The sequence below is a fragment of the Sediminibacterium soli genome (genome assembly GCF_009939225.1).
GTDB lineage: Bacteria > Bacteroidota > Bacteroidia > Chitinophagales > Chitinophagaceae > Sediminibacterium > Sediminibacterium soli.
The window spans coordinates 157089-180330 of sequence record NZ_JAACJR010000010.1; the positions used below are offsets into that span (position 1 = coordinate 157089).

A 23242-nucleotide genomic window follows, 5' to 3' on the forward strand; every position below is an offset into this window, starting at 1 on the left:
TGGTGATGTTTCTGGAGAAAATATTGTCGGTCCTGGTAACCGCTGCGGTAAGTGACAGATATCTATTACGTTGAAATATAGCATCCACCCCGCTGGGCCTTGTTCTGGATGGGGCAAACTATGATGACACACATTCCCTATGTGCCACTGGGCACGCTGCAGTTCGACGAGCAGGCAACGAATTACCCATTTAAAACATATTCTCTGCGAAACTCACCTCCTCAGCGCCTCTGCGGTAAAGAAAAACCTTATTCACCGCAGAGACGCAGAAGGAGCAGCGGCACGCAGAGATAGGAAGCATACCTGCTGCCATTGTTGTCGCCGACCAACCACCATTCTCACGCAATCATTTGCCATTGCCTCCCGACACATACAATGCCTGGTGCAGTGCACGCAGTTTGGCTGCATCCATCTTTACCTGCCTGCGGTCATAGGTGATCAGCCCGTTGATCTCGGTTTCCACATCCGTTGTCTGGGTGTACACGGCCGCGGAAAGGCCTTTGCTGATAAGGTGGGGCATACGTGTAATGAACTGCTGGTAACGTGCGAACAATTCATCCGTATTCCTGAACGATTGATACCCCCAGTTGTTTTTTGTTTGCCAGGTATGTCCTTCGATCGGTAATCCCAGTCCGCCGAATTCGCCCAGTACCAGCGCGCGTCTGGCACCATACAGGTCTGCATCAGGCATCAGTGGGTCGGGGTAATTGTGCAGATCGATAATGGGACCCACCTCCACAAAATTGCCTCCGCTTGCGGTATTCACCAATCTCGACGGGTCTTTGCGCATCGTCCATTCGGTGATCTCGCGTGTTTTGAACTGGCCCCATGCTTCGTTAAAAGGCGTCCAGATAACGATGGAAGGAAAATGAGCAAGATCCTGCATGATTTCTTTCCATTCCGTTCTGTAAATGGCTTCCGATGCGGCAGTCCTGTCTTTGTCTGTTGCCTTGCCGTAGATGCCTGGCCGCATTTCCCACTGGTTGCCCATATCTCCGCTGGGCATATCCTGCCATACCAGTATACCCAGTTTATCGCACCAGTTATACCAGCGCGCGGGTTCCACTTTCACATGTTTGCGGATCATGTTAAAACCCATCTCCTTTGTTTTTACAATATCGTATGTCAAAGCCTCGTCGGAAGGGGCGGTATACAATCCGTCGGGCCACCAGCCCTGGTCAAGCGGGCCGTACTGGAACAGGAATGCATTGTTCAGCATCAGTCGCTGCACACCCTGCCGGTCTTTCGACACAGAGATCTTGCGCATCGCAAAATAGGATCTCACTTCATCCACCAACCGGCCTTTGCGCGTGATGCGGATGCGGAGATCATACAGGAACGGGTGGTCGGGCGACCATAACCTGGGATTGATCACCGGCAGTGTAACCGTGTTGGAAGGCCCGGTCTTTTGTGAAGCGATCTGTTTTCCGTTGTCCGTTGCAACAACGGTGATCTCGTCTCCCGGTTTCAACTGTGCGGCGGCAACGCTTACCGTCAGACGCTGGTTGTCGATATCGGGTGTTTGCGTGAAGGAACTGATATAGGTGGCTGGCACCGATTCCATCCAAACGGTTTGCCAGATACCGGTAATGGGGGTATACCAGATGCCACGCGGGTTTTTGACCTGTTTGCCGCGGGGTTGCGGACCCTCGTCGGAGGGATCCCATACACGCACCACGATTTCCTGTTCATTGCCCGGTTTCAGCTGATCCGTGATATCAAAACTGAAAGGATCATAGCCGCCTTTGTGTGAACCGGCAGCTTTGCCATTGATAAAAACATCGGTCTGCCAGTCAACCGCCCCGAAATGCAGCAATACACGTTTGCCGCCCGCCGCGCTCACCGGCACCGTACGCCTGTACCAAAGCACGCTGTCTTTGCCCACGGTTCTGCCCACGCCCGATAAAGCGGATTCCACGGCAAAGGGTACAAGGATATTTCCTTCGTATGATTCAGGAAAGGAACGGGTATCACCGGCGGGAACGATCGTGTATTGCCATAAGCCGTTCAGATTGCTCCAGTCTTCTCTTACCATCTGCGGCCTGGGGTATTCGGGCAATACCTTATCGGGATTGATGTTTACCGACCAGGCTGTGGTGATCTTTCCGGGCACGATCTTCCAACCGGTCTGTCCGGAAACGACAGCACATAACAATAAACCGACAACGGCAAGCAGTTCTTTTCTCATAAGGTGAGGCAATAATGATTAATGAAGGGTATGCATGAATCATTCAGGGAAAATAATGATTTTCATGGATAACCATGCCGCAGACCCGTTCGTTCTCAGCAGCGTTGTCCCACGTAGGCTTCAGGAGGGCGGAACGAATATTTAGGAAGTTCAGCTGGTATCCTAAAATGGAACAAAAGTTCTATCGTCTCTGCGTATCTCTGCACCTCCTGCGTCTCAGCGGTGAAAATTTTTCGAAAATCAGGTATCTCCAAAATCCAAAAGGTCTTTTACCGCAGAGACGCTGAGTCGGGGGAGTCTCGCAGAGAATGTCCTTTAATTCTACATGTTATGACTTGATTCTTCCGAACAGTGGTGGTCGGGGAGTGACGCTTCCGAAAATGAAAACATTCTTTTGCCTTTATTTTATCTTGTTTCGACGGCTGTTCCATTCTTTTTTTCACGAAAAGACGCAAAGAAAATAGTTGCTGTTTATTTATTATCTTTCCATTACACTATACAAAAAAAGTATGAGGTTAAAAAGACGCGATTTTTTACAATTGTCTACAGTGAGCGCAGCAACGGTTCTCGTTGCGGGGTTGCAATCCTGTAAAAGCGATACGGAAAAAACTGCTGGAACTTATGCATCTGATTCTCTGCAGCCGATGACAAAAGATGTAGTGCCGATCTCTGCCAAAGAAAGGCAGGAACGCGTTGCAAAAGCACAGCACCTGCTGGCTGAACAAAAAATGCAGGCGCTGGTGCTTGATGCAGGTACTTCTCTTTTGTACTTTACCGGTATAAGCTGGGGACAAAGTGAGAGACCCATGGTAGCTGTTATTCCTGCCAAAGGCGAAGTCTTTTATATCTGCCCGGGTTTTGAGGAATCGCGTTTGCGTGAACGGATCACCATTGGTAAAGATGTGTATGCCTGGCAGGAGGATGAAAGCCCGTATGCACTGATCGCTTCCGCTTTTAAAAAGGCGGGCATCGAATCCGGGACGATTGGGATGGAGGAGCGGCTTCGGTTTTTTATATTCGATGGTATCCGCAAACAGACACCTCATCTTTCTTATGCAAGTGGTGATTCCGTAACGATGCCCTGCCGCCTGATCAAATCTCCGGCCGAGATCGCATTAATGCAAAAGGCAAGCGATATAACGGTTGCTGCTATCCAGGCGGGCATCAGCAGTTTACGTGAAGGCATGTCGCAACAGGAAGTTGCTTCGATAGTATCTGAAGCACAAACCAAACTGGGTGGCGTTTCTGATTTTGCATTGATACTTTTTGGTGAATCGTCCGCCATGCCACACGGCAGCATCAAACCGAAGACATTAAAAAAAGGAGATATTGTTTTGATGGATTGCGGCTGCAGCGTCGAAAGTTATACTTCCGACATCACCCGAACCATTGTATTCGGTGCCCAACCCACCAAAAGGCAACTTGATATATGGACTCTCGAACAAAAAGCGCAGGCCGCTGGTTTTGCCGCAGCGAAAAATGGCATGGCATGCGAACTTGTTGATGCTGCGGCCCGCAAAGTGATCACCGACGCTGGCTTTGGACCGGGTTACCAATTACCGGGGCTTCCCCACAGAACAGGGCATGGTATTGGTGCTGATGTACATGAGTGGGGAAACATGGTGAAAGGAAATAAACAGTTATTTGAGCCTGGCATGTGTTTCAGCATAGAACCAACAATTTCAATACCGGGTGAGTTTGGTGTAAGACTGGAAGATTGCGCTTACATGACTGCCGACGGGCCGAAATGGTTTTCAAAAACCGCCGTATCAATTAATCAACCGTTTGGATAGGTGAGCGGTCACAATGATAGGGCACGGTTGCGTTTTCTACGCCATTGTTGGTCGCCTGACAACAACTGTTCGAAAGAAAATATAAAATGGATATTCAGGAATACCTGACCTCGTTTTCTCTGCGGATCGCTGCACCTCTTGCATCTCTGCGGTGAATGAGGGGTATGTTTTCACCGCAGAGACGCAGAGAAGGGGAGTTTCGCAGAGAGCAACACTGGTCTTCCAAACGCCTGTGGTTGGCGACAATAAAGACGTAGGAGGATTTGAACATATTTTCCGATAAAACCGGCATAAAAAAAGAGAAAGACTTTCATCTTTCCCTTTTGTTGCCCGACCTGGATTCGAACCAAGACAAACTGAACCAAAATCAGTTGTACTACCCTTATACTATCGGGCATCCTCGCATTCTTTTCAGAATGGGGTGCAAAAATAGGGGTGCGGAAGGATTGTTCCAAATTTTAAGAACAATTGTTGGCCGCGGAAGGGCCGGATGCATTAACAGGCTGCGTGGCCGGTGCCGGCAGGCGAAAAAGGAAACCGAAATCGCCCGGTTTCGGCTTTCCGCCGACCGGTTTTCCGCGGTTCCCAAAATTACCTAACTTCCCATCCTTAACCCAGCTTATGAGCAAACTCATCCTTCTCGGTCTTTTTGTGGCGGCAATGATCCTGATGTCGTTCAATTTTCAGAAAAAGAAAAAAGTGGTCTTTTTCGGCGATTCCATCACCCAGGCCGGGGCCAATCCCGGTGGTTATATCAGGTTGATCGATTCCCTGATCAGGCAGGAGGGGCAGGAGAACCGGTACGAGACCGTTGGCGCCGGTATCGGCGGCAATAAAATATACGATCTCTACCTCCGGATAGAAGACGATGTGATCAAACAGCACCCCGATATCGTGGTGGTTTATGTTGGCGTAAACGATGTATGGCACAAAGCCTCCAGCGGCACGGGTACCGATCTTCCCAAGTTCGGCAAGTTCTACGAAGCCGTGGTTAACAAACTGCAGGCCGCCGGCGCCAAAGTGATCATTGCCACACCCGCGGTGATCGGCGAACGCTACGACTATTCCAACCAGCAGGACGGCGATCTTAACCTCTACAGCAACTGGCTGCGCAGTTATGCAGCCAAAAACAATATCCCGCTGGTAGACCTGCGCAAGGCATTTCTTTCCTACAGCGAAAAAAACAACCCGGATAACAAAGAGTCGGGTATACTTACCACCGACCGCGTACACCTGAACGCAAAAGGCAACCTGCTGGTGGCACAGGAAATGTGGAACGCCGTCAAATCTGTGAAATAACTTACACAGGCCACAGGCTTTTCAGCGGCACAGATATTGCATACATATCACAAACAAAAATGAGTGATATGAAAAAGATCCTGATTACAGCCGGTATCGTAGCCGCAGCAGGCGCGGGCGTTTACTGGTACATGAGAAACCGGAACAAAACTTCTGAAGCCATGCACGACCTCGCCGACAAAGCCGGTGATGTGCACGAAAAAGTGAAAAAGTATTTCAGAAAAGCCAACCACCAGGCAAAAAGGGATTTTGAGGACGCGATCGCTTAGGATCGGGTAGCAGATCAGTAAAGATCGGTTGAATGGGTTAAGGGCTATATTGTTGCATTGTTGAATGGCCGGTTTTGACCATTAAACAATGCAACAATTCAGCGATGGTACCGTGACAGCCATTAGAGAAATCACCATTGTTCAATTCCAAATGCTTTCATATTCACCTTTTTTAAGGCAAATCCGGTTTGAAAAATAATACTCCTGGGGATCAAATTTTTTAAACGGAGGGTATAGCAGTTTCCGCAATCGCCGTCATTAAAGATTACCTGGTAGTCCTGATTTTCATAATTGCCTGCGCCGATCCCTTTATTCCACCACCAATTCCCCCACTGGTTAAATATAACCCGTATCGTAATGGAATCAATTACGACAATATGTACGCCGTTGCCAGTATCCGTCATATTGTATTTGGCCACATCATAAAATGAACCAAAACTGATGCGGGGATTGTCAAGTCGGATCGATTTCCAGATATCCGAAGAATCATTCCACGACTTAAATATTGGTATCCCCATGAAATTGTCGGGTGCGTTTAAAAATAATACCTGTTCGTGAGGATGTATTGATGAGTGCCAAATGGGGTGCTGAACCGTTGCTGAAAATATGAATTCTGATTTCTTCCAATACATAACTGATTGAAATAGTGGAAAAGTGCATAAGCCTATATAGACACACGCTATCGTATAATATATCCTTCGGGGTAATCGGGACAATAGAACACTGAATCCCATCAAAAGAAATGCGGAAGCCATAAAACCCAGTCTGTCGTTTTCAGATAAAAGCAGATAGCTGTAATGGAAGGTTGCCGCAGGCATTAAATAAAGCATAAATAAAAACATACATAGCAACAATACTTTGTTGCGAATATTCCATTTTTTTAAACGAATTAGCCCGTAAATGACAAACGACAAAACAATTACCAAGGCTCCCCACTGAATTATTGGACCGTCAAGGAAATGATTAACGGCTTCTTTCTCTTGATAATTCCAGTGGCGCAACAGTATTAAATATTTAATGGCGTATTTAAAAAACGTAGAAAAAGTATCAGGATGAAATAGTTTTTCGTGATGTTCAGCGCCATAATGCGCTACCCACCTGCCAAAAACGAGTTTGTAAACGATAAAATAACCAAGAATTAAAAGAAAAGGGATGATTACAAATTTTCGGATGCTTATCCTAAATGTGTCGGATTGGGAATTGTGCCGGTAAAAAAACAGCAATATAAGAGTCAGGACCGGAGTGAGCAGGAAAAATTCAAGAGAAAATACCGAGCAGGTAAATATAAGCATTGAGAGCAGCCAGCGTTTTGTTGTTGGATGTCTCAGATCTGCGATCGCGTTGAGTGCGAAATACAGAGCCATGGCAAATCCAGTGAGGTAGTGCAAACAAGCCTTCCAAACCACTACTTCTGCCTGGTATGGTGAGACTAAGAAAAATAATACTCCGATCAATACAATTCCTTCTGCGTTATCCACGCCGGCATCCTTCAATACAGTTGTAAACAATCTATAAATCAGAAAACCGTTTAATGCAAATAATGCGGTAAAAAGAAAATGCCAGGCAATTGGGTTAGCACCGAACAGATTTGTGAAACCATACATCAACAGATGCGTAAACTGGTAAAAACTTTTTATCGAGTTCTGTTTGCCATTAATCAGGTCGGCGAGGCCTGATTGTTGATAGTGATTACGCCAATCTATAAAATCAGTTACTAATCCGGCGTTGGCTGCTGGTTGATAAATAACCGATATGACGACAAAAAAGAAGATATAGTACCGCCATAAAATGGTCGTTTTCGTCGCCATTAAGAAGGGTTGGTCATTTGAAGTTAAACGACTTTCACAAGAAAGTAATTCTTTTTCCCTTTCTGCACCAGTATGTATTTCTGCTGAAGAAGATCGCCGGGGGTAAGCGCGGTTTTATCCGTGCCCGCCTTTTCCTTGTTGATGCCAACACCGCCGGCCTGCCACATTTTGCGGGCTTCTCCCTTGCTGGGAAATACACCGGTATCTGCCAGAAAACTCACCAGGTCATATCCCGCCTCGAGCAGGGATCGTTGTATCCGGGTTGCGGGAACGCCTTCCATTACCTGCAGCAACTGCTCTTCCGTCAGTGTCTGTAATATCGCCGTGGTGGCGTTACCGAACAGGATATCGGAAGCTTTTACCGCAAATTCATAATCGCCGCGACTGTGAACAAAACAGGTCAGTTCTTCGGCTAATTTTTTCTGCAGGGCGCGCTCATGCGGCGCTGCATCGTGCTGAACAATCAGTGCTTCTATGTCTTTTTTTGGCAGCAGCGTAAATATTTTGATCCATTTTTTGGCATCATCGTCGCTGGCATTCAGCCAGAACTGGTAGAACTGGTAGGGGGATGTCTTTTTCGGGTCGAGCCAGATATTGCCTTTTTCTGTCTTGCCGAATTTGCCGCCATCGGCCTTGGTGATCAGCGGACAGGTGAATGCGAAGGCTTCGCCGCCGGCTTTTCGCCTGATCAGTTCGGTGCCGGTGAGGATATTGCCCCACTGGTCGCTGCCGCCCATCTGCAGTTTGCAGTGCTTATGCTGGTAAAGCCAGTAAAAATCGTATCCCTGTATCAACTGGTAGGTAAACTCGGTAAAGCTCATACCCACCTCGCTGTCCAGTCTTTTACGCACGCTGTCCTTCGACATCATGTAATTGACCGTGATATGCTTGCCCGCATCGCGGATAAACTGAAGAAAACTGATGTCTTTGAACCAGTCATAATTGTTCACCATTTCCGCAGCGTTGGGTTTGCCCGGTGTAAAATCCAGGAACCTGACCAGCTGGTTGTACACGCCGCGCTGGTTGTGCTGCAGTACCTCTTCGCTCAGCAGGTTACGCTCCTCGCTTTTGCCCGTAGGATCACCCACCATACCGGTGGCGCCGCCTACCAGTGCAAAGGGTTTATGCCCGGCCTTCTGCAGGTGCACCAGCAGCAGTATGGGAACCAGACTGCCGATATGCAGACTGTCAGAAGTTGGATCGAACCCGATATACCCTGATACTATCTCTTTTTGCAGCAGTTCCTCCGTACCCGGCATGATATCCTGTATCATGCCCCTCCATGTTAATTCTTCGATCAGGTTCATTTTGATGTTCGTTTGCGGCGAAATTAATTTGAAAATCTGAGGATTTGAAAATTTGGAAATGGGGGCAATGGCTAAATGGTTAAATTGTTTTATTGCTGCCATGACAATTTAACCATTTAACCATCCGGCAATGCATTCATTTTCAAATTTTCAAATCCTCAGATTTTCAAATTAATTTCGCCGCATGCGACAAGTAGGCGATGGTACCAGAACCCTGAATTTCCTGGCAGATACATTGGTTATTTTTATACTGGCCTATATCGGTTTCAAAACCTGGAACTGGTATGTGATCTACTGGCAGTACCCCGCGTATAATTTCGGCTGGTTCTTCTTCGGTATCCTGTTTGTATACTACACGGTATTCGAAGGCATTTTCGGTCGCACGCCCGGCAAATGGCTCACCTATTCCCGCGTGGTGGATGCCCGTGGCCGCAAACCCCTGTTCGTCGCCATCCTGCTCCGCAGTCTCGTACGGATCACCATCGTCGATCTGTTCTTCATCCCCTTCCTCGGCCGTCCTCTCCACGACTACCTCAGCAAAACCTGGGTCGTAGAAGCCTGACCTCCCCCCCCAAAAAAAACTCACGCCAACTCACGTCCTTTCACCCCACCTCTCACGATAACTCACGCCAACTCCCGCCACCTCAGTATCTTTGCCCCATGGCAAAAATTGCGATCAACATAGCCACGGGAAGCCTGCAGCAGGCAGACATGATAGTGGGCATAGACCTCGGCACCACCAACAGCCTGGTGGCCATCATACATCCGGAAAGCAAACAGCCCGTTGCGCTGAAGGAGCACGACAGCAGCAGCCTCGTACCAAGCGTGGTGCATTTTGACGAAACCGGCAATATAGCCGTGGGCGAGGAGGCGCGGGAGTACCTGGAAACGGATCCGCAGAACACTGTTTTCAGCGCCAAGCGGCTGATGGGGAAAAGCTATCGCGATATCAGCGAGAACGCCTCTTTCTTCAGCTACAGGGTAATAGACGATGATACCGACAGCCTGGTAAAAGTGCAGGTGGGCGATAAATTCTATTCCCCCACCGAGTTGTCGGCTTTTATCCTGAAAGAACTCAAACAGCGCGCGGAGCATATTCTCAAAACACCGGTTACCAAAGCGGTGATCACGGTACCCGCCTATTTTAACGACGCACAGCGCCAGGCCACGCGCGACGCGGGTAAACTGGCCGGGCTCGATGTACTGCGTATCGTAAACGAACCCACGGCGGCAAGCCTGGCTTATGGTATCGGTCTCGACAGGGAACAGGAAACCACGATCGCGGTATATGATCTGGGCGGCGGCACATTTGATATTTCGCTGCTGCGCATTGCCAACGGTATTTTTGAAGTGCTGAGCACAAACGGCAATACTTACCTCGGCGGCGATGATTTTGACAGGGCGGTCGTAAAACACTGGACGCATCAATTCAATATTTCAGACGAGGAATTGAAACAGAACCACGAACTGGCACAGGGCTTCCGCCTGCGTGCGGAAGAAGCTAAGAAATACCTCAGTCACCACGACACATACAGCGTAGCCTGGCATAACCATGTGCTGGAGCTGGATCGCGATACATTTGACGGACTGATTGCGCCGCTGATCGGCCAGACGATCGAATGCAGCCGGCTGGCGCTGGCAGATGCGGGCCTGACAGCAGCGGATATAGACTCGATCGTGATGGTGGGCGGCAGTACAAGGGTGCCCGCCGTAAAAAACGCGGTAAGCGGTTTCTTTGGCAAAGCCGTGAACGATACGGTAAACCCCGATGAAGTGGTGGCGCTGGGAGCGGCGATACAGGCGGATATACTTGCCGGTAACAACAAAGACCTGCTGCTGCTCGATATTACACCGCTTAGCCTGGGTATCGAAACCATGGGCGGACTGATGGACGTGCTCATACCCCGCAACGCAAAAATCCCCACCAAAGCGGGCCGACAGTATACCACGCAGAAAGACGGGCAGGGCGATATGCGGATATCGGTTTACCAGGGCGAACGCGATCTGGTAAAAGACAACCGCAAACTGGCCGAATTCAGCCTGAAAGGCATACCCGCCATGCCTGCGGGACTGCCCAAAGTGGAAGTCAGTTTCCTCATCAATGCCGACGGCATCCTGCTGGTAAAAGCCAAAGAACTGCGCAGCGGGGTAGAGCAGGGGATAGAGGTAAGACCGCAATACGGGCTCACCGATGCCGAAGTGGAAAAAATGCTGCTCGACAGCATCACCCATGCCAAAGACGATATGCAGGCCAGGGCCCTGGCCGAAGCAAGAACCGAAGGCGAACAGATACTGGGTGTAACCGAAAAGTTCATCGCCAAAAACAGCGGTTTGTTATCCGGTGAGGAAATGATCGCCACGGCCGAAGCCATGCAGGCTTTACAGCTGGCGCTTACCATGGAAGACAAGAACCTTATCCAATCCAAAATAGAATCCCTCAACGAAATCTCCCGCCCCTTTGCCGAGCGCGCCATGGACGCCGCCGTAAGCGGGGCGCTGAAAGGGAAAAAAGTATAGAAGAAAGAAAGCCCTGGAAAGTGGGGGGAGATCCTTCTTTCACTTTTCAGGGCTTACCTGGTTTGCCCCAGTTCCATCTGCCGGCTGATATATTTTCCGAGGATATCGAACTCGATATTGACCGTGTCCCCCGTTTTTACCTGGCTGATGCTGGTATGTTCGTAGGTATAGGGAATAATGGCCACCGAAAACCGGTTGGGCCCGATGTTAAAGCAGGTAAGACTGGTGCCGTTAACGGCAACAGAACCTTTCTCTATCACCAGTGCGGCAAAATCCGGGGGAAATTCAAAGCAGAACTCCCAGCTGCCCTCCCGTTCTTCGCGGCCGGTGCAGACGGCGGTGGTGTCAACATGCCCCTGTACGATATGCCCGTCGAGCCGGCCGTTCATCAGCATGCATCTTTCGATGTTTACCTGCCTGCCCTCCGCCCAGGTTACCAGGTCGGTTTTCCGGAGCGTTTCAGCGATGGCGGTAACCCGGTGCCGGCCGTTTTCAACCGCTTCCACGGTGAGGCAAACACCCTGGTGACTCACGCTCTGGTCAATTTTCAGCTGATCCGAAACCGCCGATTCGACCCAGAAACTGCGGTTGGTGCCGTTTTCCTCCACCCACAAAATCTTTCCTACGCATTCGATGATTCCTGTAAACATATTTGCAAGATAGGAATTCAGGAATTCGAATTCGCGGATTAGCGGATTCCGGATTCACGGATTGACAGGAAAAATGTCACCGCAGAGACGTGGGGGAGGGAAAGTTTCGCAGAGAGAAGAATCCGCCAATCCATTAATCCGCTAATCCGAGAATTCCTTCAAAATTTGGATTATTTCGGGGATTCCTTATCTTTGCCGTCCTAAAAACACCTGAGGAGGTATATAACATTATGCTGATCATCGATTCAAAAGATTGCGAGAACATCGACAAAGCGCTGAAAAAGTACAAGAAGAAGTTCGAAAAGAGCAAGACTTTGCTGCAGCTCAGAGAACGCCAGGCTTTCACCAAGCCATCGGTAGTTCGCCGCACAGAAGTCCTGAAAGCAATCTACAAACAGCAGATCGCCAGCGGAAAGATCGAGAAATAAGCGATCTTTTCCACGCAACCATATTCAGTAGCCTGGGTTGACTAACTTTGGGCTACTTTTTTTATGTCCGTACCCCAATACCCCGAACTCGCACCTTTTCTCGACTACCTCAAATTCGAGAAGCGTTATTCGCAACATACCCTTATTGCGTATGAGACCGATCTTGGGCAGTTCCTTGCCTATCTTACCAGCCAGTTCGAGGCGCCGCCGCTGGGAAGTATCACACCCATGTTTATCCGCAGCTGGCTGGCAGAACTGAAAGAAGACGAGCTTATGGCAAAATCCATCAACCGGAAAATATCGGCGCTCCGGTCTTTTTTCAAATACCAGCTGAAGACAGGCCTGATCAAACAAACGCCCATGACAACGGTTACCGCTCCCAGAACGGGTAAGCGGCTGCCTGTTTTTGTGGAGGAAAAGGATATTGCCACCCTGTTCGATCATGTGGCATTCGGCGACGACTGGAAGGGCAGGACCGAACGCCTGGTATTACAGCTGTTTTACAGCACCGGCATGCGTTTGAGCGAGCTGATCAACCTGAAAGAATCCCAGATCGATGCGGCGCAAACCCAGATAAAAGTGCTGGGAAAAGGCAATAAGGAACGCATACTGCCCGTATCGAAGGAAATGATCGCCGGGATACTGGCTTATATAGCCGAAAAACCGTTGCGTAAAGAGGGCGTGGCCAATGTATTCATCACAGAAAAAGGCAGTCCCCTGCAGCCCCGTACGGTCTATGCTTTTGTAAAGGAAAAACTGGCGCAGGTGACCACCATCCGGAAAAAAAGTCCCCATATCCTTCGCCACAGCTTCGCCACCCACCTCATGAACAATGGCGCCGATCTGAATGCCGTTAAGGAACTGCTTGGCCACAGCAGCCTCGCCGCCACCCAGGTATACACCCACAACACTATCGAAAAGCTCAAGGAAGTATTCAAAAAAGCCCACCCCAAAGCCTGACCCAACGCTCCCCACTCACGCCCACTCTCAATAAACCCCCACCCACTCAAAGCCTTCTCTTCCCTCCCAATTTTCCCCAAAAAAACGCTGGTATTATTTTTTTTCTTTTGGTTTTTATGTACCTTGTTAGTGCCGGGTAAGCGTGGTTTTTTTACCCGGTTTTAGCCGATCAGAAGTTCTTTCACATAATTATTTTTTCACCAATTAAATGTGAGTTGCTATGAACGTTAACATTCAAACCATGCATTTTGATGCCGATGAAAAGCTGGTAGGTTATGTAAGGAGAAAATTGGACAAACTGAAAACCTTTCATGACCGGATCGTTAAAGTGGAAGTTTACCTGAAACTGGACAATGTGGTGCACACGATCAAGGACAAGATCGTAGAGATCCGGATTCATGTGCCGAAGCACGATTTCTTTGCCAAAGCCTCTACCAAATCTTTTGAAGAGTCGTTCGACTCAACAATGGATTCGATTGTTTCACAGATTAAACGAAAAAAAGAAAAATTAGCCGCCTGATAACAAAAAAGCTGCCCCCCACAGGGCAGCTTTTTTTATACCTTTCCGGTATGAAATGCACAGGGATACTGTTATTGATCGCCTTATTTGCCGCCTGCAGCCCCCGCAAGCGCGAAACCATTGCCTATATCACCGAGCGGAGAGTGGACCAAACGGGCAAACTGGTGCTGACCTATCAATTCAGGGTTGACCAGAAATGGGTTTTGGACAGCGCGCAGGTCGATAACCGGGTTATCCCCAACGATTCGCTGAAAGTGGTTTTCTCCTCAGAAAACCCCGCCGAGAACCGCCTGCAGATGCCCTGAAAAAAAGCCCCGGGGCAGGATCCTGCAAACCTGTTGAAAACTGCCTGAAAAATTTCATTTCAAAATTTTGCTGAATAAACTTTTCCATTACCTTTGCCGTCCTGAAAAACAGGAAGTTCTTTACATATTTTGAGATTTTGGCGTCGGAAAACAGGGAATAGAAGATCATTTCCTGGCCCGTATTTTCAAAATGCCAAAATGCGCATGCCGAAGTAGCTCAGCTGGTAGAGCAACTGATTTGTAATCAGTAGGTCGCGGGTTCGAGTCCCATCTTCGGCTCTGAGTGGTCTTTGGTCTGTCGTCTGTTGTCTGTGGTTGCAATAACCATAAACGACCGGCCACAGACCACAGACCTGCTCCCGGGCAGGTTCCAGAGCGGCCAAATGGGGCGGACTGTAAATCCGCTGTCTTTCGACTTCAGTGGTTCGAATCCACTCCTGCCCACGCAATCACCATAGCGTCAGCGAAGGTGATCTGGCTGTTTAGAGCGGTCAAAAAAGTTCTTAGAATCGATCAATCCACCTGCGCCTGTCAGAGTCTCCGTAGTTATCCGGAGGAGGCCGGCTTGGGTGGATAAAAGCGGAAGTAGCTCATTTGGTAGAGCGATAGCCTTCCAAGCTATAGGTGGCGAGTTCGAGCCTCGTCTTCCGCTCGCGTAGGTCTGTAGTCTGTGCTCTGTAATCTGTGGTTAAACGATAGATCAAAGACCACAAACCACAGACTGAGTTAAGCCGTCGTAGCTCAGGGGTAGAGCACTTCCTTGGTAGGGAAGAGGTCATGGGTTCGATTCCCATTGACGGCTCAGGAAAGTTTGTGGCCTGTTATCTGTAATTTGCGGTTAGGCAAATGAAAGAAGCAGGCCAGTAGATGAAGGAGACACTGTCGGTGGAATGAGGTCAGCGTTAAAACAAACCGCAGGCCACAAACCACAGACCAATCAATAAACACAACAAAAACCGATAAAAATGTCTAAAGAGACCTTTAAGAGGGAAAAACCCCACGTAAACGTTGGTACCATTGGTCACGTTGACCACGGTAAAACAACCCTGACAGCCGCCATTACCACCATCCTTGCGAAAAAAGGTCTGGCGAACGCAAAGAAATACGATGAGATCGATGGTGCGCCCGAAGAAAAAGAGCGTGGTATCACTATCAACACCGCTCACGTAGAATACCAAACTGCAAACCGTCACTATGCGCACGTTGACTGTCCCGGTCACGCTGACTATGTGAAAAATATGATTACCGGTGCTGCCCAGATGGACGGCGCTATCCTCGTGGTGGCCGCTACAGATGGTCCGATGCCGCAAACCAAAGAGCACATCCTGCTGGCCCGCCAGGTAGGTGTACCCAAGATCGTTGTGTTCATGAACAAAGTTGACCTGGTTGACGATCCTGAACTGCTCGAACTGGTTGAAATGGAGATCCGCGAACTGCTGACTTCTTACGGATTCGACGGTGATAACACACCGATCATCCAGGGCTCTGCTACAGGCGCACTGGCCGAAGATCCGAAATGGGTGGGTAAGATCGACGAACTGATGGAAGCTGTGGATTCCTATATCCCGCTGCCTCCCCGTCCGATCGATATGCCGTTCCTGATGTCTGTGGAAGACGTATTCTCTATCACTGGTCGCGGTACCGTGGCCACCGGCCGTATCGAGCGTGGTATCGTTAAAGTCGGTGAAGGCGTTGAGATCGTAGGTCTGATGGAATCTGCACTTTCTTCTACCGTAACAGGTGTGGAAATGTTCAAGAAACTGCTGGACGAAGGTCAGGCCGGTGATAACGCAGGTCTGCTGCTCCGCGGTATCGAGAAAAAAGATATCCGTCGTGGTATGGTAATCTGTAAGCCAGGTTCCATCACCCCGCACACTGAATTCAAAGGCGAGGTGTACGTACTGAGCAAGGAAGAAGGCGGTCGTCACACACCATTCTTCAACAAGTACCGTCCCCAGTTCTACTTCCGTACCACGGATGTAACCGGTGAGGTAACCCTGCCTGCCGGTACTGAGATGGTAATGCCTGGTGATAACATCGGTCTGACTGTAAAACTGATCCAGCCCATCGCGATGGAGAAAGGTCTGAAATTCGCTATCCGCGAAGGTGGTCGTACAGTAGGTGCCGGTCAGGTTACTGAGATTATCAAATAAGCTCTTAGCATATAAGCTTTTAGCTTTTCGCAAATGGATTTTTTTAGTACATTTGCAACATACTTCTAAAAGCTGTTCCGCTATGCGGGATAGCTTTTAGTTTTCTACGGGCATAGTACAACGGTTAGTATAGAGGTCTCCAAAACCTTTGATCTGGGTTCGAATCCTAGTGCCCGTGCACCGTCCGCCGAAGCTTTAGCGAAGGAGGACCAAATTTGAAAATGAGGCAGTTTGAAAATTTGAAAATGAAATCAGATTTTCGCTTCCTGCATCTTCAAATGTTCAAATTTTAAAATTTTCAAATTGATCTCGTGAACAAGATCTCAACCTATTTCAAAGAAAGCTACCGCGAACTGCTCGAGAAAGTGACCTGGCCCACCTGGAACCAACTGCAGCAGAGTACCATGATCGTGTTGGTGGCAACCATTATCATTACTGCCATGGTATGGGTGATGGACTTCTCCAGTAACCAGCTGCTGAAGCTGATTTACTCATTATTCAAGTAAGCAACACATGGAACCAGTAATAGAAACAGCAGGAGAACAACAGGCAACGGCCCCCCAGCCCGAAACCAAATGGTATGTACTCCGCGTGGTGAGCGGCAAGGAGCGTAAGGTGAAAGAATACCTCGACAAGGATCTGATCCGCCAGGGATGGCAGGAGATCATCAAACAGGTGTTCCTGCCCATGGAAAAAGTGTACAAAGTGCAGAACGGTAAAAAAGTGATGCGCGAAAAAAACTATTTCCCCGGTTATGTGATGATGGAAGTGCTGGATGGCAAACTGAACGACGATATGGTGCAGCATATCAGCAATATCAGCAATGTGATGCACTTTCTTACCGACGGAAAAGGTTCCAAAGGCAATATCATTTCACTGCGTAAATCCGAGGTGAACAAAATGCTCGGCAAGGTTGATGAAATGAACGACCAGGGCGTAACCATGAGCGAGCCATTCATCATCGGCGAAACCATCAAGATCATCGAAGGCCCTTTCAACGATTTCAACGGTGTGATCGAAGAGGTGAACGACGAGAAGAAAAAACTGAAAGTGACCGTAAAGATCTTCGGCCGCTCCACACCGGTGGAACTGAGTTATATGCAGGTGGAAAAACTGGGCTGATAAGAAGCTATGATAGTAAAAAGCCGTTCATGCAAATGAGCGGCTTTTTTGTGAGGCATGTGGTTTGAGGAGACAGAGACACGGGTTCAACACAGAGACACGGTGACACAGAGTTACACGGAAGTTTTCTCCGTGTTCCACTGTGCCTCTGTGTTGAAAAAAAGCGACACCCGCGGTATGCACGCTACCCCTCCAACCCCTCAAAAGCACCTGATCCTACATCATTTTAATATAATATATTGAAAATCAATAAATAATTTAATCAGCCCGCCGTAGCTGGTCGCCAACCAACCCCGTCTATTTTGAAATTTCCTTTGAAATTTCCCCCTCTTTCCTTACCTTTGCGTCCCCAAAAGTTCTTTTAGTAAGAATGATTGAGCTTGGGAGTCCCGGATAATCCGGTACGTTATCACCAATTAAATCTAAAAAAATGGCAAAAGAAATCACCGGCTTCGTGAAGCTGCAGGTGAAAGGCGGTCAAGCCAATCCTGCGCCTCCCGTAGGCCCCGCACTCGGTTCAAAGGGTGTGAACATCATGGAGTTCTGCAAGCAGTTCAATGCCCGTACGCAGGACAAAATGGGAAAAGTTGTTCCCGTTCTCATCACCGTGTATGCTGACAAGTCGTTCGACTTTATTATCAAAACCGCACCGGCAGCTGTTCAACTGATGGAAGCAGCTAAAATCCAGACAGGTTCTAAAGAAAGTAACCGCCAGAAGGTGGGCAAAGTTACCTGGGAACAGGTTGAGGCTATCGCCAAAGACAAAATGCCCGACCTGAATGCTTTTACGCTGAACAGCGCTATGAGCATGGTGGCTGGTACCGCCCGCAGCATGGGTCTTACTGTAGAAGGAAAAGCCCCCTGGGAAAACTAATTTATTCACCTATAACATCGTAAAAAATGGCAATTACCAAAAAAAGAAAAGTAGCGGTAACCAGGGTGGATAAAAACAAACTGTATTCACTGAAGGATGCTTCTACACTCGTAAAAGAAATCAATTGTACCAAATTCGATAGCTCTGTTGACCTGCATATCCGACTGGGTGTAGACCCTAAGAAAGCAGACCAGCAGGTTCGCGGTACCGTATCGCTGCCGCATGGCACCGGTAAAACCAAACGCGTTCTCGTGCTTTGCACACCCGACAAAGAAGCTGCGGCAAAAGAAGCCGGCGCTGATTTTGTTGGCCTGGACGAATTCATCACCAAGATCGAAGGTGGCTGGGTGGATATCGATGTGATCATCGCCACCCCGTCTGTCATGCCTAAGATCGGTAAACTGGGTAAAGTACTGGGTCCCCGTAACCTGATGCCCAACCCTAAAACAGGCACCGTTACCAATGATGTGGCCGCTGCCGTTAATGAAGTGAAAGGCGGTAAGATCGCTTTCAAAGTGGATAAAGCCGGTATCGTTCACGCTTCTATCGGTCGTGTGTCTTTCTCTTCCGAGAAAATCGCCGAGAACAGCGCGGAACTGATCAATGCCATCATCAAACTGAAACCTTCCACTGCAAAAGGTATTTACCTGAAAGGCGTGAGCATGGCCAGCACGATGAGTCCCGGCATTACCTTAGACACCAAATCATTAATGAACTAATTCCTGGCGACCTCCGGTAACGGGGGAATGACCCGGGTTTGTAAAACAAATTAGTTATGACCAAAGAACAAAAAAACGAAGTGATTGAGATCCTGAAAGGGAAATTCAGTCAGTATAATAACTTCTACGTTACCGATACAGAATCGCTGACAGTAGAACAGGTTACCAACCTGCGCCGTGCCTGCTTCAACAAGAACGTAGAGATGAAAGTGGCCAAGAACACTTTGATCAAAAAAGCGCTCGAGTCGCTGGACGCGGAAAGATATGCCGGCGTTTACGATGCATTGAACAACGTAACTGCGCTCATGTTCTCTGAAAACCCCAAAGACCCTGCGGTGATCATCAGTGATTTCCGTAAGGCGGCAAAGGGTGAGAAGCCTGAACTGAAAGCGGCATTCATCAATGGCGATGTATACAGCGGCGACAACTCACTGGTGGCACTGACCAAGATCAAGACCAAGAACGAGCTTATCGGCGAAGTTATCGGTCTGTTGCAATCACCTGCCAAACGTGTACTGGCTGCCCTGCTGCACCACCACGAGAAGCAGGGAGCGGGAGCCGAGGTTGCGGAATAATTTGAAAATTTGAAAATGTGCTGATTTGAAGATGTGCATTTTCTGTTTTCAGTAAAGGTTTAGTCGGGTTTGAAATAAAAAGGCTTGAAAATTTTCAAATTTTCAAATCCCCAAATTTTCAAATTCTATTAATAGTATCAAATTTTTTTAAACCCTCCGACGGATCACGTTAGCACGTGACATGAAGCCGGAAAAAATTTAAACAACATGGCAGACGTAAAATCACTGGCCGAAACACTGGTAGGCCTTACAGTAAAAGAAGTTCAGGAACTGGCAGACGTATTGAAAGCCGATTACGGTATCGAACCAGCTGCAGCAGCAGTAGTGGTTTCTGGTGACGGTGGCGGTGGCGCAGCTGCTGCTGAAGAGAAAACATCTTTCGATGTTATCCTTGTTAGCGGTGGTGCAAGCAAACTGGGCGTTGTGAAAATCGTGAAAGAACTGACCGGTCTCGGTCTGAAAGAAGCGAAAGACCTGGTTGACGGCGCTCCAAAACCCGTTAAAGAAGGTGTTTCCAAAGTGGAAGCTGACGACCTCGCAGCTAAACTGAAAGAAGCAGGTGCTGAAGTGGAGATCAAGTAATTACCGCAATTACGCAAGATACAGGCCGGTGGGAATTCCCATCGGCCTTTTTGTTTCAGGTAGGTGAGACTTGAGTCGTCAAACCCGAGTTGACGTGAGTTTGTTGCAGAAGGACGGTTGTGCTGTATTTCACGCGTAACCCTCATGTCTGACGTCTCACGCCGACCCACGATAACCCACGCCAACTCACGAGATATCTATCCCCGATTTTGCCGTTTCCCCCAAATTACCAAGATTTACAACCCAAAAACCTGCTCAATGAAACAGATCACCCTTTTGCTGGCCGGTATGGCGTTACTGGCTTCGTGTAAGCATAACGCCGGTAAAACGGTTGCGTACTTTGACAAAGCCGGGATGGATACCACCGTTCAGCCGGGCGATGATTTCTTTCTGTATGCCAATGGCAGCTGGGTGAGAAGCGCAAAGATCCCCGATGACCAGAGCGGCTGGGGCAGTTTTTATACGCTGTATGATGAGAACCTGAAGAAACAGAAAACGATACTGGAGGATGCCGCAGGTAAAACCGGACTGGCAAAAGGATCGGAGGAACAGCAGGTGGGAGATTTCTATGCCAGCGGTATGGACACCGCCGGTATTGAAAAGAAGGGGTATGAGCCGTTAAAACCGTTTCTGGCCAGGATCGATGCGGTAAAGGATTATAAGGAGTTGCTGACCGTGATGGCCGATCATGCTAAAGAGATCGATATCGATCTGATAGGGTATTATGTTGGGGCGGACGAAAAGAACAGCAGCAAAAACATCCTGGTGCTGGTACAGAGCGGCACTTCGCTTCCGGAGAAAGAATATTATACCAAGACCGATTCCATTACCGTAAGCCAGCGCAAAGCGCTGGTGACGCATGCCGCAAAATATTTTGAGCTTACCGGCACCGATGCCGATGCCGCCGCCAGATCAGGAGCTGCCATACTGGCGCTGGAAACGGAGATCGCCAAATCACATATCACACCGGTGGAGCAGCGCGACCCGGTTAAGAATTACAACAAGATGTCGGTGGCGGATTTGGAGAAGGTATCGCCAAATATCGGCTGGTCATCCGTGCTCACAAAAATGGGTGCGCCGCTGGACAGCGTAAATGTGGCGCAGCCTGCCTATTACCAGGCATTGAGCAGCCTGCTTGCCTCACAGCCGATACAATCGTGGAAGGACAAAGTGAAATTCGACTATATCAGCGCCCACGCTGCTTACCTGAATAAAGCATTTGTAAACGAGCGCTTCGCATTCAATAAACTGTTCTCCGGTGCAAGAGCGCAGCCCGAGCGCTGGAAAAAGATCGCTTCGCTGGCCGATGGCGGACTGAAAGATCCATTTGGTGAACTGTTCGCAAAAAAATATTTCCCGCCGGAGGCGAAACAAAGGATGGACGAACTGGTGAACAACCTGCAGTCGGCTTTCAAAACACGAATCGCCAGGCTTGACTGGATGGGCGACAGCACCAAGCAGAAAGCGCAGGAAAAACTGGCCGCATTCCTGAAAAAGATCGGTTATCCTGAAAAATGGAAAAACTATGCGGACGTTGACATCAAACGCGACGATTTCTTTGGCAATATGGCCGGTATTGCCCAACACAATAGGAAGGAGAACATGGATAAGATCGGCAAGCCGGTTGACAAAACGGAATGGGGTATGACCGTTCCGGAAGTGAACGCCTATTACAATCCCACCTATAACGAGATCGTTTTTCCCGCAGGTATTCTCCAGTTTCCCTTCTTCGAACTGCATGCAGACGATGCGATCAATTACGGCGCGATCGGTATGGTGATCGGTCATGAAATGACACATGGCTTTGATGACCAGGGCAGCCAGTACGATGCAGCCGGCAATCTGAAAAACTGGTGGACGGCCAAAGACAACGAACGCTTTAAAGGAAAAACAAAAGCCGTCGCCAGGCAATACAGTCAGTTTGTGGTGCTCGACAGTCTGCACATTAACGGTGAACTCACACTGGGAGAGAACCTGGCCGATATCGGCGGTCTTGCGATCGCCTATGATGCTTTTAAAATGACGAAACAGGGACAGGGCGCCGACAAGATCGATGGCCTCACACCCGATCAGCGTTTCTTCCTGGGCAATGCACAGGTATGGCGGGTTGTGAACAGACCCGAACTGGTACGCACACTGATCACCACCAACCCGCATTCACCCGAGCAGTTTCGTGTGAATGGGCCGTTATCCAATTTTGATCCTTTCTATAAAGCGTTCAATGTAACGGAGAAAAGCAAAATGTACCGGAAGCCGGAAGACAGGGCGAAGATCTGGTAGGAAATGTTGAACGAAGCATTTGGAAGGTTGAAGATCTTCCAAATGCTTTCTCTTCAAAAATGGATGTTGGTCGGGCGACCAACATCGGCGAAGAAGGATCCGCTGGTCGGATGATCAACATCGACGAAGCGGAGTTGATGAGTTGTTAATTCAGGAAATTTCATATTACCCTATCTCTTTCAAAAATGCATACTTGTCTTCGTACTGATCCAACGGTTCGTAAGGCAGAAGTTCTTTGGGTATCAGCGGATGGTCAATCTCTATTTCGATTCCCTTTAACCACGCCAGTTTTGTGTAACCCAGGGCCGGAGTGGAGATATATTCCTGTGCAATACCTGCGTTCTTGTTGCGTCTTTTGTGCGTTTTTGCTTCTAACAGTTCCAGTATTGCTTCTGTGATCATTACTCTGTCCCTTGCAATCATGCCTTCAAAAAATTTTCTGTCGGGCAATAAGCCTTTGTTAAATGCTTGTTTTTTAGTAGACATAATAGTAAGGCTCCACCTAAGTTGCTCCCAGTCTTCTTTTATCACCTGCTGAATGGCATATGTCAATGTACTATGCCCGCGTTCCACCATCCACGCATAATGGGTATGGCTTAACCCGGCATACCGATGCATTAAAGGAATATTATCACTTAGAGTGGCGTGCAACAAATGATTGGTACCCCAATCAAGTATACTGGCATCGTACTTTTTGATTTCGTATTCATCTATGCGTCCGCACCTGTAAAAACATTGCTTACATTCTCGGATATTCTTATTGAGGAACAAATTCCCCAGCGCTTGTTTTTCATTATAATACCATAACCATCCTATCTCACTTTTATATTGCTCTGGATTGATTTGTGGGGATAAGAGTTTGTCTATTGTCTTATTCTCATCTATAATGCTAC

The 23242-nt window shown here is 48.5% G+C and carries 22 protein-coding genes and 6 tRNA genes; 22 read left to right on the plus strand and 6 right to left on the minus strand.

The window, feature by feature from the left end:
* Positions 1–346: 346 nt before the first annotated feature.
* Positions 347–2188, minus strand: coding sequence for a glycoside hydrolase family 2 protein (locus GWC94_RS16185; protein ID WP_161836355.1), 1842 nt, complete (start codon positions 2186–2188; stop codon positions 347–349).
* A gap of 509 nt (positions 2189–2697) precedes the next feature.
* Between GWC94_RS16185 and GWC94_RS16190 the strand changes: the two genes are divergently transcribed.
* Positions 2698–3981 carry a M24 family metallopeptidase gene (locus GWC94_RS16190; RefSeq protein ID WP_161836357.1) on the plus strand — a complete coding sequence of 428 codons (1284 nt, stop codon included), beginning with the start codon at positions 2698–2700 and terminating at the stop codon, positions 3979–3981.
* Positions 3982–4307: 326 nt separating this feature from the next.
* Here GWC94_RS16190 and GWC94_RS16195 read toward each other — a convergent pair.
* Positions 4308–4378, minus strand: a tRNA-Gln gene (locus GWC94_RS16195).
* Positions 4379–4602: 224 nt separating this feature from the next.
* Between GWC94_RS16195 and GWC94_RS16200 the strand changes: the two genes are divergently transcribed.
* Together GWC94_RS16200 and GWC94_RS16205 are read left to right on the plus strand one after the other, a co-directional pair.
* Positions 4603–5280, plus strand: coding sequence for an SGNH/GDSL hydrolase family protein (locus GWC94_RS16200; protein ID WP_161836359.1), 678 nt, complete (start codon positions 4603–4605; stop codon positions 5278–5280).
* A 68-nt stretch (positions 5281–5348) separates the two neighbouring features.
* A complete protein-coding gene (locus GWC94_RS16205; protein ID WP_161836361.1) occupies positions 5349–5549 on the plus strand; it encodes a hypothetical protein in 201 nt (66 codons plus the stop codon).
* A gap of 131 nt (positions 5550–5680) precedes the next feature.
* On the opposite strand, the gene GWC94_RS16210 is transcribed toward GWC94_RS16205, so the two are convergent.
* Both GWC94_RS16210 and tyrS read right to left on the minus strand, forming a co-directional pair.
* Positions 5681–7357: a hypothetical protein gene (locus GWC94_RS16210; protein ID WP_161836363.1), complete on the minus strand. Its 1677-nt coding sequence runs from the start codon at positions 7355–7357 to the stop codon at positions 5681–5683.
* 23 nt (positions 7358–7380) lie between these two features.
* The gene (gene tyrS / locus GWC94_RS16215; RefSeq protein WP_161836365.1) at positions 7381–8664 is read right to left on the minus strand and encodes a tyrosine--tRNA ligase; all 1284 of its coding nucleotides are present in this window, start codon (positions 8662–8664) and stop codon (positions 7381–7383) included.
* 184 nt (positions 8665–8848) lie between these two features.
* Between tyrS and GWC94_RS16220 the strand changes: the two genes are divergently transcribed.
* Together GWC94_RS16220 and hscA are read left to right on the plus strand one after the other, a co-directional pair.
* Positions 8849–9226: an RDD family protein gene (locus GWC94_RS16220; RefSeq protein ID WP_161836367.1), complete on the plus strand. Its 378-nt coding sequence runs from the start codon at positions 8849–8851 to the stop codon at positions 9224–9226.
* Between the two features lie 98 nt (positions 9227–9324).
* Positions 9325–11181, plus strand: a complete 1857-nt coding sequence (hscA, locus tag GWC94_RS16225; protein ID WP_161836369.1) for a Fe-S protein assembly chaperone HscA — start codon at positions 9325–9327, stop codon at positions 11179–11181.
* A gap of 53 nt (positions 11182–11234) precedes the next feature.
* Here the strand turns inward: hscA and GWC94_RS16230 are convergent, their stop codons facing one another.
* On the minus strand, positions 11235–11831 hold the full coding sequence (locus tag GWC94_RS16230) for a riboflavin synthase (protein WP_161836371.1): 597 nt from the start codon (positions 11829–11831) through the stop codon (positions 11235–11237).
* A 230-nt stretch (positions 11832–12061) separates the two neighbouring features.
* Here GWC94_RS16230 and rpsU point away from each other — a divergent pair, with 230 nt between their 5' ends.
* The 17 genes from rpsU to GWC94_RS16315 all read left to right on the plus strand — a co-directional run bounded on the left by rpsU (position 12062) and on the right by GWC94_RS16315 (position 22349).
* Positions 12062–12259, plus strand: coding sequence for a 30S ribosomal protein S21 (gene rpsU, locus GWC94_RS16235; protein WP_161836373.1), 198 nt, complete (start codon positions 12062–12064; stop codon positions 12257–12259).
* A gap of 63 nt (positions 12260–12322) precedes the next feature.
* Positions 12323–13219: a tyrosine-type recombinase/integrase gene (locus tag GWC94_RS16240; RefSeq protein WP_161836375.1), complete on the plus strand. Its 897-nt coding sequence runs from the start codon at positions 12323–12325 to the stop codon at positions 13217–13219.
* A gap of 220 nt (positions 13220–13439) precedes the next feature.
* Positions 13440–13739, plus strand: coding sequence for a ribosome hibernation-promoting factor, HPF/YfiA family (gene hpf / locus GWC94_RS16245; RefSeq protein ID WP_161836377.1), 300 nt, complete (start codon positions 13440–13442; stop codon positions 13737–13739).
* A gap of 50 nt (positions 13740–13789) precedes the next feature.
* Entirely contained in the window at positions 13790–14044 is a 255-nt protein-coding gene (locus tag GWC94_RS16250) for a hypothetical protein (RefSeq protein WP_161836379.1), read from the plus strand.
* Between the two features lie 206 nt (positions 14045–14250).
* Positions 14251–14323: transfer RNA gene (locus GWC94_RS16255), tRNA-Thr, on the plus strand.
* A gap of 82 nt (positions 14324–14405) precedes the next feature.
* Positions 14406–14488, plus strand: a tRNA-Tyr gene (locus GWC94_RS16260).
* 135 nt (positions 14489–14623) lie between these two features.
* A tRNA-Gly gene (locus tag GWC94_RS16265) sits at positions 14624–14696 on the plus strand.
* A gap of 78 nt (positions 14697–14774) precedes the next feature.
* A tRNA-Thr gene (locus GWC94_RS16270) sits at positions 14775–14846 on the plus strand.
* Between the two features lie 163 nt (positions 14847–15009).
* The gene (gene tuf / locus GWC94_RS16275; protein WP_161836381.1) at positions 15010–16197 is read left to right on the plus strand and encodes an elongation factor Tu; all 1188 of its coding nucleotides are present in this window, start codon (positions 15010–15012) and stop codon (positions 16195–16197) included.
* Between the two features lie 106 nt (positions 16198–16303).
* Positions 16304–16375, plus strand: a tRNA-Trp gene (locus GWC94_RS16280).
* Between the two features lie 133 nt (positions 16376–16508).
* Positions 16509–16703: a preprotein translocase subunit SecE gene (gene secE, locus GWC94_RS16285; RefSeq protein WP_161836383.1), complete on the plus strand. Its 195-nt coding sequence runs from the start codon at positions 16509–16511 to the stop codon at positions 16701–16703.
* Between the two features lie 7 nt (positions 16704–16710).
* Entirely contained in the window at positions 16711–17319 is a 609-nt protein-coding gene (gene nusG, locus GWC94_RS16290; RefSeq protein ID WP_161836385.1) for a transcription termination/antitermination protein NusG, read from the plus strand.
* A gap of 430 nt (positions 17320–17749) precedes the next feature.
* A complete protein-coding gene (rplK, locus tag GWC94_RS16295) occupies positions 17750–18193 on the plus strand; it encodes a 50S ribosomal protein L11 (protein WP_161836387.1) in 444 nt (147 codons plus the stop codon).
* A gap of 26 nt (positions 18194–18219) precedes the next feature.
* Positions 18220–18912, plus strand: a complete 693-nt coding sequence (rplA, locus tag GWC94_RS16300; RefSeq protein ID WP_161836389.1) for a 50S ribosomal protein L1 — start codon at positions 18220–18222, stop codon at positions 18910–18912.
* A gap of 56 nt (positions 18913–18968) precedes the next feature.
* Complete coding sequence (gene rplJ, locus GWC94_RS16305) at positions 18969–19487, plus strand: 50S ribosomal protein L10 (protein ID WP_161836391.1); 519 nt, start codon at positions 18969–18971, stop codon at positions 19485–19487.
* Positions 19488–19694: 207 nt separating this feature from the next.
* The gene (gene rplL / locus GWC94_RS16310) at positions 19695–20069 is read left to right on the plus strand and encodes a 50S ribosomal protein L7/L12 (protein WP_161836393.1); all 375 of its coding nucleotides are present in this window, start codon (positions 19695–19697) and stop codon (positions 20067–20069) included.
* 258 nt (positions 20070–20327) lie between these two features.
* On the plus strand, positions 20328–22349 hold the full coding sequence (locus GWC94_RS16315) for a M13 family metallopeptidase (protein WP_161836395.1): 2022 nt from the start codon (positions 20328–20330) through the stop codon (positions 22347–22349).
* 165 nt (positions 22350–22514) lie between these two features.
* On the opposite strand, the gene GWC94_RS16320 is transcribed toward GWC94_RS16315, so the two are convergent.
* A partial coding sequence (locus tag GWC94_RS16320) for an Imm49 family immunity protein (RefSeq protein ID WP_161836397.1) occupies positions 22515–23242 on the minus strand: 728 nt, incomplete at its 5' end.

Bases quoted from the DNA above. Each gene is read 5' to 3' on its own strand.
- GWC94_RS16185 (WP_161836355.1), bottom strand. From the start codon at position 2,188: ATGAGAAAAGAACTGCTTGCCGTTGTCGGTTTATTGTTATGTGCTGTC.
- GWC94_RS16190 (WP_161836357.1), top strand. From the start codon at position 2,698: ATGAGGTTAAAAAGACGCGATTTTTTACAATTGTCTACAGTGAGCGCA.
- GWC94_RS16200 (WP_161836359.1), top strand. From the start codon at position 4,603: ATGAGCAAACTCATCCTTCTCGGTCTTTTTGTGGCGGCAATGATCCTG.
- GWC94_RS16205 (WP_161836361.1), top strand. From the start codon at position 5,349: ATGAAAAAGATCCTGATTACAGCCGGTATCGTAGCCGCAGCAGGCGCG.
- GWC94_RS16210 (WP_161836363.1), bottom strand. From the start codon at position 7,357: ATGGCGACGAAAACGACCATTTTATGGCGGTACTATATCTTCTTTTTT.
- tyrS (WP_161836365.1), bottom strand. From the start codon at position 8,664: ATGAACCTGATCGAAGAATTAACATGGAGGGGCATGATACAGGATATC.
- GWC94_RS16220 (WP_161836367.1), top strand. From the start codon at position 8,849: ATGCGACAAGTAGGCGATGGTACCAGAACCCTGAATTTCCTGGCAGAT.
- hscA (WP_161836369.1), top strand. From the start codon at position 9,325: ATGGCAAAAATTGCGATCAACATAGCCACGGGAAGCCTGCAGCAGGCA.
- GWC94_RS16230 (WP_161836371.1), bottom strand. From the start codon at position 11,831: ATGTTTACAGGAATCATCGAATGCGTAGGAAAGATTTTGTGGGTGGAG.
- rpsU (WP_161836373.1), top strand. From the start codon at position 12,062: ATGCTGATCATCGATTCAAAAGATTGCGAGAACATCGACAAAGCGCTG.
- GWC94_RS16240 (WP_161836375.1), top strand. From the start codon at position 12,323: ATGTCCGTACCCCAATACCCCGAACTCGCACCTTTTCTCGACTACCTC.
- hpf (WP_161836377.1), top strand. From the start codon at position 13,440: ATGAACGTTAACATTCAAACCATGCATTTTGATGCCGATGAAAAGCTG.
- GWC94_RS16250 (WP_161836379.1), top strand. From the start codon at position 13,790: ATGAAATGCACAGGGATACTGTTATTGATCGCCTTATTTGCCGCCTGC.
- tuf (WP_161836381.1), top strand. From the start codon at position 15,010: ATGTCTAAAGAGACCTTTAAGAGGGAAAAACCCCACGTAAACGTTGGT.
- nusG (WP_161836385.1), top strand. From the start codon at position 16,711: ATGGAACCAGTAATAGAAACAGCAGGAGAACAACAGGCAACGGCCCCC.
- rplK (WP_161836387.1), top strand. From the start codon at position 17,750: ATGGCAAAAGAAATCACCGGCTTCGTGAAGCTGCAGGTGAAAGGCGGT.
- rplA (WP_161836389.1), top strand. From the start codon at position 18,220: ATGGCAATTACCAAAAAAAGAAAAGTAGCGGTAACCAGGGTGGATAAA.
- rplJ (WP_161836391.1), top strand. From the start codon at position 18,969: ATGACCAAAGAACAAAAAAACGAAGTGATTGAGATCCTGAAAGGGAAA.
- rplL (WP_161836393.1), top strand. From the start codon at position 19,695: ATGGCAGACGTAAAATCACTGGCCGAAACACTGGTAGGCCTTACAGTA.
- GWC94_RS16315 (WP_161836395.1), top strand. From the start codon at position 20,328: ATGAAACAGATCACCCTTTTGCTGGCCGGTATGGCGTTACTGGCTTCG.